The following is a 12,800-nucleotide window of genomic DNA, read 5'->3' on the forward strand; positions in this document are numbered from 1 at the left end:
CACCACCCCCCGTCCGCCCACCCGAGGAGAGCGCACGCGTGTCGACCACTGGCATTCCCGATCCGCTGGAGTGTCACGACACCTCTCCCTCCGCGCCGGTGCATCGCACCCGCCGAGAGGCCCGCGCCGCCGAGGCGGCCGCCGAGGCCCGCGTCGTCGAGACCCGCGTCGCTGAGACCCGCGTCGCTGAGGTCCGGACCGCCGCCGCCTCCGCGACCCCGCGGACGCCCGTCGCCCCGCGCACTCCCGCGGTCCCGCAGCCCGCCCGCACCGGCTCGCTCAGCCGCCGCACCCTCGGCTTCGCCACCTTCTCGATCGTCGGCGGCCTCTTCGCCACCGCCGCGCTCCCCGCCTACGGCGCCCGCAGCACCTCGGCCACCGCGGGCGGCACAGCCGCGAACCGGGTCGGCCTGCAGAACCTCACCGTCTCGTCGGAGGCGGCCGGCCAGACCGCCGTCCGCGACGCGTTCGCCGCACCGACGCAGGCGCAGCTCGACGAGGCCGGCCGCCAGGCGGCCGTCCTGCAGAACGCGAACGGCGGCGGCTTCAGCACCGTGCAGACCCGCGCCGTCGGCGACGACTACCCGTGGCCGCACGAGACGATCGACGACAACGGCGGCGGGCTCTCCCCGCTCGGCTACTACTACCGCGAGTGCGTCGACTTCGTGGCCTGGCGCCTGAACCGCGACGCCGGCGCGACCGCAGCGCCGTGGACGTACACCTGGGGCAACATCACGCCGATGGGCGGCAGCGCCTGGGAGTGGCCGGACAACTGGGCCGCGAAGGGCTGGGCCACGAGCTCCGTCCCGATCGTCGGCTGCGTCGCCTGGTGGACCTACAACCACGTCTCCTACGTGCAGCAGGTCAACGACGACGGCACCGTCCTCCTCGAGGAGTACAACTACGGCGGCCGCCACAGCTACGTCACCCGCACCTTCCCCACGGCACAGGTCCCCCTCTTCCTCTACCCGCCCGCCCTGTAGCGGCGGCCCCCGCCGCCTCGCGGATCGCTCACCGCCTTTGCGCGGACCCGTCCATGCTGATCGAGTGGCCCGCGAAGCGGGCGTATCGAGATCCACCACCGCCGGCAGGACGAGTCTGCAGACCGCCCCACTGAGGACGGTGGGTCTCGATACGCCCCTGCGGGGCTACTCGACCAGCATGACTGCGCGCCTGACGGCCGAGCCCTGCCTTTCGCCGAGACACCGAGCGATGTCCGCCGCCTCCGTGCCCGATCTCTGACGAGAGGGTCGACCCGCGAACGGGTGCACAACCATGGCCAGGAAGCCCGATCGGCGGGAGAACAGATCGATTCGGGAGATCCCGCCTCAGTTGTGCAGGGGCACTGTTGAGAGGACGGCCAGGAGGGCGGCGAACGCGGGGGTGCGCGGGTCGATCGGGGCGTAGTGGTCGGCGTCCGGGAGCTCGACGAGGCGCGCGGACGGGTGCGCGACGCAGTAGCGGCGGCTGTACGCGATCGGGACCTCGTCGTCGAGGGCGCCGTGCAGCAGCACGGTCGGCATCGGCGGGGCGGGGAGCCGCGCCGGGTCGAGGTCGTCGAGCGGGCCGTCCGGGCCGAGCAGCTCCACCACGGCGTCGTCGCCCAGTCGTTCGTCCGCGGCGGCGCGCAGGTCGGTCACTCCTGCCAGCGAGACGACGGCGTCGACGTGGGGCGACGGATGCGCGGCCTGCGACCACACGGCCAAGTGACCGCCGGCCGAGTGGCCGACCAGGACGGTGCGCGGGCGCTCCACGACGGGGACCAGAGGCGGGAGCGCCGCGACGGCCGCGAGGACGTCGTCGAAGGTGCCCGGCCGTCCGCCGCCCTCGTCGCCGACGCGCCGGTACTCGAGCAGCAGCACCGACCAGCCGGCGTCGGCGAGCGCGGCGGCCAGCGGACGCGCGTGGCTCCGGTCCCAGCGCGCGCGCCAGAAGCCGCCGTGCACGACCAGCACGACGCCCTTACCGGAGCCGCGGTAATGCTCGGCGATCTGCTCCGGTGCCTCGCCGTAGCGGAGCACCTGGTCGGCCTCGCGCGCCACGAGGTCGAGGACCCCGCTCACGCTCCGCCGTGGACCTCTCGGGACTCGCGCGCCCCCTCGACGAGCAGGTCGCGCACCGCCAGGACCACGGTCTCGACCTCCGCGAAGGAGGTGGAGAGCGGCGAGAGGCCGAGCCGGATGCCGCTGGGCGTGCGGAAGTCCGGGATGATCCCGCGCTTCCAGAGCACGGGCACCATCGCGGCGAAGTCCGGGTGGTCGACGGTGATGTGGCCGCCGCGGCGCGCGGGCTCGCGGGTGGTCGACAGCTCGACGCCGAGCGGGGCGAGGTGCTCGTCGAACAGCTCGACGGCGAAGGCGGTCAACGCGATCGACTTCGTGTGGATCGCGGGCAGGCCCGCCTCCTCGATCAGGTCGAGCATCGCCTGCATCGCCAGCATCCCGACGATCGGCGGCGTCCCGCTGAGGAAGCGGCGGATGCCGTCGGCGGGGTCGTAGGCGTCCCCCATCCGGAACGAATCCTTGACGCCCATCCAGCCCTGGATCGGCTGCTGAGCCCCGGCGATCAGCTCGCGGCGCACGTAGAGGAAGGCGGGGGCGCCCGGGCCGCCGTTGAGGTACTTGTAGGTGCAGCCCGTCGCCAGGTCCACGCCCCAGGCGTCGAGCTCGATCGGCAGCACGCCGACGGAGTGGCAGACGTCCCAGAGCACCAGCGCGCCGTGCTCGTGCACGATCGCGGTGATCGCCGGGACGTCGGCGGCGTAGCCGGAGCGGTAGGCGACCTGGCTCAGCACGACCACGGCCGTGTCGGCCCCGACGACCGCGCGGACGTCGTCGGGCGTGACCCCGCTGCCGGACTCGGTCTCGATCCAGCGGATCGTGGCGCCGGTCTCGGCGGCGATGCCCTCGACCACGAAGCGGTCGGTCGGGAAGTTGCCGCGGTCGATGACGATCTCGGAGCGGCCGGGCCGGGCGGTCAGCGCGGTGCGGATCAGCTTGTAGAGCGAGACGGTGGTGGAGTCGCCGACGACGACCTGGCCGGGAGCGGCGCCCAGCACGGAGCGGCCGAGGCGGTCGCCGAGCGTCAGCGGCAGCTGGAACCAGCTGTCGTCCCAGCCGCGGATGAGGCGGTTCCCCCACTCCTGCTCGACGAACGCGGCGTAGCGCTCGGTCAGGACCTTCAGCGGACGGCCGAGCGAGTTGCCGTCGACGTAGGCGGGCAGCGCCGGGTCGTCCGCGCCGACGAAGCGCGAGCGGTAGCCGGCGAGCGGGTCGAGGCGGTCGAGCTCGGCCGCGGAGGAGCGGACGGTCTGGTCGAGGGCCACGGCGGCCCTCCTCTCGTGTGGGGCGTGGATGCGGGGTGGAGCGGGGACTCCTCACAGTCGCACGAGCGGGCCCCCGCGGGACAGCACTCGCGGGAGGATGGTCGGGTGACCTCCTCCGCAGCGCCCGTCCACCCTCGCCCGCGCCTGCTCCCGAGTCTCGGGGTCGGCGTCGCAGCGGGCGTGCTCGGACTGCTGCCGTGGCTGCTCACCGGGCTGCGGCTGCCGCTGCAGAACCTCTGGGCGACCGACGTCCTGCCCGAGGAGATGCCGCTCGCGCTACTGCCGTTCAGCCAGTACTTCCTGACGCTGATCGTCTCGGTGATCGTGGTCGGGTCGGCCCTCGCGGGACTCGCGGCCCGCGTCGGTCGGCGCCGCGGCGTCGGCCCGCTCGGCGCGGCGCTCGGAGCGGTCGGCGTGCAGGTCGTCGCGCTGGTGCAGTCGGCGCTGACCGTGTCCGCCGGGCTGCGGGAGGACCGCGACTCCGACCTCTACCTCGCGGCGATCGTCGGCGGCACCGTCGGCGCGATCGCGGTCGGCGCGCTGCTCCTGCTCGTGATCGCCCGGGCGCCGAGGGCGGGGGCGGCCGTCGCGATCTCGCTCGCTGCGGTCGCCGCCGGTGGGTGGCTGACCGGAGTGGTGGCGCCGCTCAGCCGCGACGGCTCGGCCGCCGGAGTCGCGCTGCTGAACGCGGTGCAGTGGCTGCCGGGGATCCTGGCCGGTCTCGCCCTCGCCTGGTGCGGGGTCCTCTCCGCCGGCCGGGTGATCGCCTGGATCGTGAGCCTCGCCGTGCTCTGGGTCGGGCCGGTGCTGGTGACCGCCGTCTCGGCCGCCGCCGGCTCGCGGGTGCTCGCCCGCCATCCGCTCGAGATGCTCGACTACGCGCAGGCCGTCTTCACCAGCGCGCTGATGCTCCCCGCCGTCTCGCTCCGAACCCCCGTGACGGCCCTGGTGGTCGCCGCCCTCGGCGTCGCCGCCCTCCGCGCCTGGCACGCCCGACGAGCCTGATCGCCTCCGCGAGATGCCACTTGTGCACGCGACGCGCCGTGAAAGGCGTGCACAAGTGGCATCTCGCGGGAGGGGTCAGGACTCGAACCAGCCGCGGGGGTGGTGGTCGGCCGTCAGCGGGGTGCGCTCGCGCTTCGGGCGCGCCCACTGCACCGCGTTCGCCAGCACCCGCTTGATGTCGGGGTGGTGGTAGACGGGGTAGTCCTGGTCGCCGGGCGAGAAGTAGAACACTTTGCCGAGGCCCCGCGTGTACGTCACTCCGGAGCGGAAGACCTCGCCGCCCGAGAACGTCGAGAGGAACACCGTCTCCTCGGGCACCGGGATGTCGAAGTACTCGCCGTACATCTCCTGCTCGGGGATGACGATCGGGCTCGGCACGCCCTCGGCGATCGGATGCGTCGGCGCGATCGTCCAGACCAGCTCGCGGTCGTGGTCGTTCCGCCACTTGAGCGAGCAGGTCGTGCCCATCAGCGCCTGGAAGATCTTCGAGTAGTGCCCGGAGTGCAGGATCAGGATGCCCATCCCCTCCTGCACGTGCCGCAGCACCCGCTGCACGACCTCGTCCGACACCTCCGGGTGCGCGATGTGCGCCCACCAGAGCAGCACGTCGGTCTTCGCGAGCGCCTCCTCGGTCAGCCCGTGCTCGGGCTCGGGGAGGGTCGCGGTGCGCACCGAGACCGCGTCGCCGAGCGACTCGGACAATCCGTCCGCGATCACCCGGTGGATGCCGTCGGGGTAGTGCCGCATCACGGTCTCGTCGCCGCGCGTCTCGTGGCGGAACTCGTTCCAGACCAGGACCTCGAGGGGAGCGCTCATGCGACCGCCACCTCCTTCTTCTCGGCGGCGGAGCGGTAGATCGCGTCGACCACCCGGCTGCGGTGCAGCGCGTAGTCGCCGTAGTGGCCGGCGTAGCGGGGTCCGCCGGCGGGCGCGTCGGCACCCGAGGCGATGGCGGCCAGGAACTCCGCGATCACCGAGCGGTGGTGCCCGGCGGGCACCGGCACGTCGGGGCGCGAGGTGGTGGGGGCCCCGGCGACCTCGGAGTAGAACGTGAGCGTCCCCTCCGTCGCGTAGTCGGCGACGTGCAGGCGGGCACCGCCGGCCGAGCCGAGCAGCTCGACCTCGATGTCCTCGTGCACCTTGGAGTAGCTGGCCCAGGAGGCGTCGAGCTGCAGGCTGCGGCCGTTGTCGAGGCGCAGCAGCGCGCTGGAGAAGTCCTCGACCTCGAAGGCGTGCGTGCCGGCGGCGGCGACGCCGTGCGGCCGCCCGCCGCGGCCGGAGCGGCCGATCTCGCCGTAGGCGACCGCGGACACGCTCGTCACCCGCGGCTCGCCGAGCAGGTGCAGCGCGATGTCGAGGACGTGCGAGCCGAGGTCGATCAGCGGGCCGCCGCCCGCCAGCTCCTTGCTGGTGAACCAGGAGCCGATGCCGGGGATGCCGGTGCGCCGCTGCCAGCTCGCGCGGGCGTGGTAGATCTCGCCGAGCGGGGCGTCGTCGAGGTAGGTGCGCAGGTAGGCGACGTCGGCGCGACGGCGGTGGTTGTAGGCGATCTCGAGGACGCGGTCGTTGGCGCGGGCCGCGTCGACCATCTCGGCGGCGAGCTCGGCGGTCGTGGCGAGCGGCTTCTCGCAGAAGACGTGCTTGCCGGAGGCGAGCGCGGCGACGGCGATCGGGTGGTGCAGGTGGTTGGGCACGCCGATCGAGACGACGTCGAGGTCGTCGCGGGCGACGAGGTCCTCCCAGTCGGCGTAGAGGTCGGGGACGCCGCGGCTGGCGCCGAGCTCGCGCAGGCGCTCCTCCTCCTGGCCGGCGAGCGCGACGACGCGCGCGCCGGGGAGGGCCTGGAAGGCGTCGAGGTGGGTGGTGCCGGCGAAGCCGAGGCCGACGACGCCGACGCGCAGCTCCCCCGGAGTCTCGGTGGTGCCTGTGTTCTCGGTCATGCCGTCGAGCCTAGTCGAATTGATTCGAGTCCTCGATAAACATGCTGCTCCTGCTTCGGATGCGCCCGCACCATGCTGGTCGAGCAGCCCCGCAGGGGCGTATCGAGACCCACCGTCGTCAGCAGGGTGGATCTCGATACGCCCGCTCCGCGGGCTACTCGATCAGCAGGGAGGCGTCAGTGCGCGCGCTGCAGGCGCACCGCGATGTGCTCGCGGCCCGGCAGGTCGATGCGGAAGCGGCCCGAGTAGGTGCCGGGCAGGCGCTCGACGGTCATCGCCCAGGTGTCGAGCACGTCGACCGTGTACGAGACGTCGGGCTCGAGCAGGAAGCGGCGGTAGGTCGGCCGGTCGAAGCCGAAGTAGTAGAGGTAGTACTCGCCCTCGACGCCGGCGCGCGGCACGTCCCAGTCCAGCGGGATCGGCTCGAGGCCGCGAGCGGGCCCCGCGGCCAGCACCGACTCCAGGAACGCGATCCGCGCCGGGCTCGTCCCCCGCAGCTCGCCGCCCTTCGACCACCAGAGCACGTCGTCCGGGTGCACGTACGTCTCGCCGTGCCCGACGTAGCCGCCGCGCAGCGCGCCCTCCCAGAACCGCCGCACCAGCTCCTCGCCGGTGATGTTGCCCCAGCCCTGGTCGATGTCGCCCTCGTAGGCGCACTCGTCGATCACGACCGGCTTGCCCCAGCGGCGCCACTCGGTCGTCATCTCGGCCGTCTTGTAGACGTCCTGCCGCTGGATGCTGGCATGCGTGATCCACGGGCGGGAGTGGTCGTAGAACTCGCGGCAGTTGTGGATCGAGAGCAGGTGCCGCGACGGGTCGTCCTCGACGACGATGCTCGCGAAGCGCTCCCAGTCCTCCTCGGTCTTCTCGAACAGCAGGTCGTACTCGTTCGCGAGCGACCACCAGACGTTCGCGAACGAGGCGAGCCGCGCCACGGCGTAGCGCACGTAGCGGTCGTCGGCGACGGCGTCCATCGTCGAGAAGCCCCAGCGGTCGTAGGCGTGGAAGAGGATGAGGTCCGCCTCGATCCCGAGCTCCCCCAGCTGCTCGATCCGCTGCTCCAGGTGCGCCCAGAACTCCGGATCGAAGCGCTGCCAGTCGAACCCCGTCGCCGGCGAGCCCTCGAACGGGTAGCGCTCGGGCTCGTTCTCGTTGAAGAGGTACGACTTCGGGAAGACGCACATCCGCATCTTCGTGAACGGCGCGGTGGCGAGCGCGGCGAGCGTGCGCTCCTCCAGCTCGTCGCCCTGGTGCGTCCAGGCGTAGGAGGTGGTGCCCAGCGGGCGGTGGCGGGTGCCGTCGGCGTGCGCGAAGTGGAAGGTGTCGGCCACCCGCACCGGGCCGTGGCGCCCCTCGAGCGCCGCGGTCACCGAGACGGAGCCGGTGACGCCGTCGAGCGAGCGGGCGCTGCTCGAGGTGGTCCAGGCGTACTCGCCGGTCGCCTCGGGCATCCAGCGCAGGCGGTACACGCCGTCGCCGTCGTAGAAGCCGGGCACGCGCACCGAGCCGCCCGGCCCGTCGACGATCGCCGAGAGCGCGACGTCGACGAACGGGTTGCCGTGCGACGGGCCGCGCAGCTCGATCTCGACGCGCCCGAAGACGGAGGCCGTGGCCGGCGCGGACACCGCGGCGGACGCCAGCGGCACCTCCGCGCCCTCGTAGTCCCCGGACGGCTCGGCGAACCGCTCCTGCTCGCGGACCGGGGCGGGCTCCTCCGTCGGGATCGCGGCGACCTCGGCGAGCAGCGCCTCGCGCTCCGCCTCGCCGAGCGACTCCTCGGTGTCGACGACGAGGCCGATCGGATAGCCGTGCAGGGTGTGCAGGATCGAGGAGTGCACCAGCCCGGGGAGGCGGCGCTCGACGATCGCGTGCCCGCGCGGGTCGCGGAGGACCTCGAACAGGCGCGTCTCGCGCGAGAACCGCTCGGCGGTGTCGGTGGTGTGCGGCACGGTCAGCCCTTCACGGCGCCGGCGAAGGCGCCCTCGACGAAGTAGCGCTGGAACATCAGGTAGACGATCAGCACGGGGAAGACGGACATGATGGTGAAGGCGTTCAGCGGCCCGTAGGAGCTGGTGAACTGCGACTGGAAGCCCTGCAGCGCGAGCGGGATCGTCCAGGAGTCCTGGCTCTGCAGCAGCGCGAGGGCGATGGAGTACTCGTTCCAGGTGGAGACGAAGTCGAGGATGAACAGCGCGGCGAGGGCGGGGCGGGCCAGCGGCAGGATGATCGTCAGGAACAGGCGCCAGTTGCCGGCGCCGTCGATCCGCGCGCTCTCGTCGATCTCCTCCGGGATCTGCCGGAAGAAGCCGTAGAGGATGAAGGTCTGGTACGGCAGGCCGAACGCGATGTACGGCAGGATGATCCCGACATTGCTGCTCAGCAGCCCCAGCCCGTTGATCACCTGGAAGAGCGGGGCGATCGCGACCTGGATCGGCACCATCGCGCCGAGCGCGATCACGCCCATCAGCAGGCGCTGCCGGCGGAACCGCAGCCGGGCCAGCGCGAAGGCGGCGGCCGCCGAGATGAACAGACCGATCGGCACCTTGAAGAGCGCGATGATCAGGCTGTTGCCGCCCGCGGTGAGCAGGTCGCCGCGGTCCAGTGCCTCGACGTAGTTGCCGAAGTCGGGCGACCACGGCGGCACGAAGGCCGGGGTGCTGAAGATGTCCGCCTCGCTCTTCAGCGAGGTGAAGACCATGAAGATCAGCGGGACCGCCCAGATCAGGACGGCGAAGACCAGCCCGATCCAGAGGCCTGCCCGGATGTAGTCGCGGCCGCCGACCGGGCGGCGCTGCCGCTTCGGCGGCTCGACCAGGCCGGGCGCGCTGGTCGGGATGCTCGTGACGCTCATGAGTTCTTCTCCTGACGTGCCGTCCACACCATGTACGGGACGACGATGACGAGGGTGATCACGAGCAGGACCGTGGCGATCGCGTTGCCCTGGCCGTACTCGTGGTTGTTGAAGGACTGCTGGAACGACCAGAGCGCGAGCACCTGCGTCTGCTGCGCGGGGCCGCCGCCGGTCATGCCGACGATCAGGTCGAACACCTTGATCGAGTTGATGATCGTGAGGACCACGACGATGACCGTGGTCGGCCGCAGCGCCGGGATCGTCACGTTGCGGAACACCTGCCAGGCGTTCGCACCGTCGAGCCGGGCCGCCTCGACGTGGTCGGGCGAGACGCTCTGCAGGCCGGCGAGGAAGAGCACCATGTTCGTGCCCGCGATCTGCCAGACGAAGGCCGCGAAGATCGAGTACAGCGCGAGGTTCTTGTCCCCGAGCCACTGCACCTCGGCCAGCCAGGGCAGGTCGAACAGCTGCGCGAGGTTCACGCCGACGCCGTAGTTCGGGTTGTACATCCAGCGCCACATGTTCGCGATGGCGATCGGGGCGAGCACACCCGGGATGTAGAAGAGCGAGCGGAAAGCGTTGCGGCCGAACAGCGGGCGGTTGAGCGCCAGCGCCATCACGAGGCCCAGGCCGACGGGGATGAAGAGGGAGAGCACCACCCAGATCAGGGTGTTCGAGAACGCGGTCCAGAACACCGGGTCCTGGGTGAAGATGCGGACGTAGTTCTGCAGGCCGACGAAGACCTGCGGGGCGCCCTGGAAGCCGGACCACTCGAAGAAGCTGAGCCGCACCGACTCGAGCGAGGGGCCGACCACGAAGACGAGGTAGGCGGCGAGCGCCGGTGCCAGGAACGGCAGTGCGGCGAGGAAGCCGGTGCCGCCGAAGCGGGCGAGGGCCCGGCGGCGCGGGTGCTTCGGCCGCGGCGGCTCCGGGGCGGCCCGCCGCGGGCGGGCGGGGGTGGATGTCGTCATGTCGGACCTCTCGGACGTCTCGGACACGGGATGCTCGGGCACGGCGGCGCTCGGGCGGAGGGGACGCGCGGCCCCCTCCGCCCGCGGCGTCACTGCTGGTCGATGAACGTCTGGAACTCGGCGCCGGCGTCGGACGGGTCGAGCTCGCCGGTCGCGACGAGGTTCTGGATGCGCCAGTACTCCGTGGTCTGCGACTGCGAGAGGTTCTGGTCGTTGTTCATGTAGACGCCGGTCGCCGCCTCGGTGATCGGGTTCCAGAGGGCGTCGAAGGCGCTCTGGTCCTCGGGGGCGACGTCGACGTTGACCGAGCGGCTGCCGAAGGTCTCGATGAACGTCGACTGCGCCTCGGCCGAGGTCAGGTAGTCGAGGAACTTCGCGGCCTCGGCGGGGTGCTCGGAGTTCGCCGAGATGTAGTTGTTCTCGTTGAAGCCGTAGATGCGGTCGGTGCCGGTGGGGAAGGCGAAGATGCCGACCGAGTCCTCGGACATGCCGGCGTCGCGGACCTGCTGGTTGAACCAGTCGCCCTCGATCGCCATGGCCGCCTTGCCGCCGAAGAAGAGCGAGCTGGACTCGTCGTTGTTGATCGAGATGAAGCCGTCGTTGACGTAGTCCTTCGTCCAGGTGGCGAACTCGGTGAAGGTGTCGGTGACGCACGACTCGTCGGCCCAGCTCGCCTCGCCGGTGACGAGGGCCTGGTAGCCGTCGGCGCCGCACTCGGTCTCGAGGAGGCTGTCGAGCAGGCGCATCACGTGCCAGTTGACGGTGCCGCCGAACTCGAACGGGGTGATGCCCGCGTCCTTGAGCTTCCCGGCGTCCTCGACGAGCTCGTCGTAGCTGGCGGGCGCGGCGTCGATGCCGGCCTGCTCGAAGAGGTCCTTGTTGTAGAAGACCGCCTCGGTGCGCTGGGTGTAGGGCACGCCGTCGTAGCCGCCGTACTGGGTGACGGTCGACATCGCGGTGTCGGAGAAGCGGTCGGCCCAGCCGTACTCGTCGTAGTACTCCTTCAGGTCGAGGCTCGCGCCGGCGTCGATGAACTCGCCGCCGAGACCGGGGCCGGCCCAGGAGAAGAAGACGTCGGGGGCGCCGCTCGTGCCGAGCGTGGTGCGCAGCGCGTCCTTGTGGGCGTCGGTCGAGCGCTCCTCGACCTTGACCGTGATGTCGGGATTGGCGGCCTCGAAGTCGTCGACGATCCCGTTGATCGTCGCGTTGGCCGACTCGGCCGACTCGGTGAGCTTGAACCAGGTGATCTCGGTCCTCCCGCCGGAGTCGCCACCGCTCGCGGAGCAGCCGGCCACGCCCGCGAGGAGGAGAGCTCCCGTGGCGAGGGCGACGGATCGGGTCAGAGCACGGGATCGGGTCAGAGCACGCATCTTCGCGTCCTTTCGCTGCTCGACATCGCAGCAGCGCGACATCGACGTCGGATCCGCCGATCGGAGCCGGGACTGGAGCTCTCGCGGCGGTGGATGAGGGATACGTTATCGATAACACATTCGGACGACAATGCGCGCAACCGGTTGATGGGTCACGATCGGGTAACGGGATTCCGGCCGGAATCGGCTCAGTAGAGTGAGCGGGTCGCCGCCAGGGAGGGAGCCTCGATGTCGAGCACGACCCCTCCCCGCGCGCGGCCGAGCATGGCCGACGTCGGCCGGCACGCCGAGGTCTCGGCGCAGACCGTCTCCCGCTTCTTCACCGGCGGCTACGTCGCACCGGCGACGCGCGTGCGGATCGAGGCGGCGATCGCCGAGCTCGGCTACCGGCACAACCGCGTCGCCCGGAACCTCCGGGTGCAGCGCACCGACACGATCGGCTTCCTCGCGATGGGTCCGCTGAACTACGGGCACTCCGAGCTGCTGACGGGCGTCAGCCGAGGGGCGCGCGCCGAGGGGCTCTCCCTGATCACGGCGCTGATCGAGGTCGGGCCGGACGCCCCCGGCGCCCGCGAGGAGATGCGGCACGCGGTCGACAAGCTGCTCTCGTTCCAGGTCGACGGGATCATCGTCGGCACCCCCTACGGCGGGCTCGACGAGCTGGTCGAGTACATCGCCGCGTCCGTCCCCGTCGTGACGCGGTCCGAGCGCGGCGGCCCGGCCGGCGACTCCACCTACGCCGACTCCTACGGTGCCGGCTTCCTCGGCACCCGGCACCTGCTCGAGCTCGGGCACCGGCGGATCCTGCACCTCGCGGGCCCCGGCGACCGCAACGAGGCCGTCGACCGCGAGCGCGGCTACCGGGCGGCGCTGGCCGAGGCGGGCGTCGCCCCGCTGGAGGTGCTGCGGTGCCGGGAGTGGGACGCGCGGTCCGGAGCCGAGCAGGGCAGGGCCGTCGATCCCGGGTCGTTCACCGCGGTGTCGGCCGCCAACGACCAGATCGCGCTCGGCTTCCTCCGCGCGATGGCCGAGCGCGGTCGCACGGCACCCGACGACTACTCGATCGTCGGCGTCGACGACATGCCCGAGTCCGCCTACTACTCGCCGCCGCTGACGACGATGCACCTCGACCACCAGCTGCTGGGCGAGAAGGCCCTGCAGATGCTGGCCGCGCGGATCCGCACCGGCGAGCGCCAGGAGCGCACGGCCGTGCAGGCGCGCCTCGTGCTGCGCTCGTCGACGGCGCCGCTGCGCTGACGGCGGGTCTCGATACGCCCCTGCGGGGCTACTCGACCAGCATGACTGCAGCCGTCGCTGCGAATCGATTCATGCTGATCG

The 12,800-nt window shown here is 71.8% G+C and carries 11 protein-coding genes; 3 read left to right on the forward strand and 8 right to left on the reverse strand.

Annotation, left to right across the window (positions count from 1 at the left end; translation table 11 throughout):
- The first annotated feature begins 98 nt into the window (after positions 1 to 98).
- Positions 99 to 983, forward strand: coding sequence for a CHAP domain-containing protein (locus tag HRK28_RS20755; RefSeq protein WP_173250867.1), 885 nt, complete (start codon positions 99 to 101; stop codon positions 981 to 983).
- Positions 984 to 1,328: 345 nt separating this feature from the next.
- Here the strand turns inward: HRK28_RS20755 and HRK28_RS20065 are convergent, their stop codons facing one another.
- Both HRK28_RS20065 and HRK28_RS07510 read right to left on the reverse strand, forming a co-directional pair.
- Positions 1,329 to 2,063, reverse strand: a complete 735-nt coding sequence (locus HRK28_RS20065) for an alpha/beta fold hydrolase (protein ID WP_173250868.1) — start codon at positions 2,061 to 2,063, stop codon at positions 1,329 to 1,331.
- Positions 2,060 to 3,325 carry an aminotransferase class V-fold PLP-dependent enzyme gene (locus tag HRK28_RS07510; protein WP_173250869.1) on the reverse strand — a complete coding sequence of 422 codons (1,266 nt, stop codon included), beginning with the start codon at positions 3,323 to 3,325 and terminating at the stop codon, positions 2,060 to 2,062. Before HRK28_RS07510 ends, HRK28_RS20065 begins: the two co-directional genes overlap by 4 nt.
- 105 nt (positions 3,326 to 3,430) lie before the next feature.
- Here HRK28_RS07510 and HRK28_RS07515 point away from each other — a divergent pair, with 105 nt between their 5' ends.
- Positions 3,431 to 4,330: a hypothetical protein gene (locus HRK28_RS07515; protein ID WP_173250870.1), complete on the forward strand. Its 900-nt coding sequence runs from the start codon at positions 3,431 to 3,433 to the stop codon at positions 4,328 to 4,330.
- A gap of 75 nt (positions 4,331 to 4,405) precedes the next feature.
- Here HRK28_RS07515 and HRK28_RS07520 read toward each other — a convergent pair whose 3' ends face one another.
- From HRK28_RS07520 to HRK28_RS07545, 6 genes are all read right to left on the reverse strand, one after another.
- Positions 4,406 to 5,146, reverse strand: coding sequence for a ThuA domain-containing protein (locus HRK28_RS07520; protein ID WP_173250871.1), 741 nt, complete (start codon positions 5,144 to 5,146; stop codon positions 4,406 to 4,408).
- A complete protein-coding gene (locus HRK28_RS07525) occupies positions 5,143 to 6,270 on the reverse strand; it encodes a Gfo/Idh/MocA family protein (RefSeq protein ID WP_173250872.1) in 1,128 nt (375 codons plus the stop codon). Before HRK28_RS07525 ends, HRK28_RS07520 begins: the two co-directional genes overlap by 4 nt.
- A 176-nt stretch (positions 6,271 to 6,446) precedes the next feature.
- The gene (locus HRK28_RS07530) at positions 6,447 to 8,219 is read right to left on the reverse strand and encodes a DUF5605 domain-containing protein (RefSeq protein WP_367948356.1); all 1,773 of its coding nucleotides are present in this window, start codon (positions 8,217 to 8,219) and stop codon (positions 6,447 to 6,449) included.
- Between the two features lie 2 nt (positions 8,220 to 8,221).
- A complete protein-coding gene (locus HRK28_RS07535; protein WP_173250873.1) occupies positions 8,222 to 9,121 on the reverse strand; it encodes a carbohydrate ABC transporter permease in 900 nt (299 codons plus the stop codon).
- Positions 9,118 to 10,092 (reverse strand): carbohydrate ABC transporter permease, encoded by a 975-nt coding sequence (locus HRK28_RS07540; RefSeq protein WP_173250874.1) that lies wholly within the window; start codon positions 10,090 to 10,092, stop codon positions 9,118 to 9,120. The genes HRK28_RS07535 and HRK28_RS07540 overlap by 4 nt, the downstream gene beginning before the upstream one ends.
- Before the next feature lie 89 nt (positions 10,093 to 10,181).
- A complete protein-coding gene (locus HRK28_RS07545) occupies positions 10,182 to 11,462 on the reverse strand; it encodes an ABC transporter substrate-binding protein (RefSeq protein ID WP_160086860.1) in 1,281 nt (426 codons plus the stop codon).
- 228 nt (positions 11,463 to 11,690) lie between these two features.
- Between HRK28_RS07545 and HRK28_RS07550 the strand changes: the two genes are divergently transcribed.
- Positions 11,691 to 12,719 carry a LacI family DNA-binding transcriptional regulator gene (locus HRK28_RS07550; RefSeq protein WP_160086858.1) on the forward strand — a complete coding sequence of 343 codons (1,029 nt, stop codon included), beginning with the start codon at positions 11,691 to 11,693 and terminating at the stop codon, positions 12,717 to 12,719.
- Positions 12,720 to 12,800: the final 81 nt, after the last annotated feature.

The sequence above is a fragment of the Rathayibacter sp. VKM Ac-2835 genome (genome assembly GCF_013266705.1).
In the GTDB taxonomy this organism is placed as follows: Bacteria; Actinomycetota; Actinomycetes; order Actinomycetales; family Microbacteriaceae; genus Rathayibacter.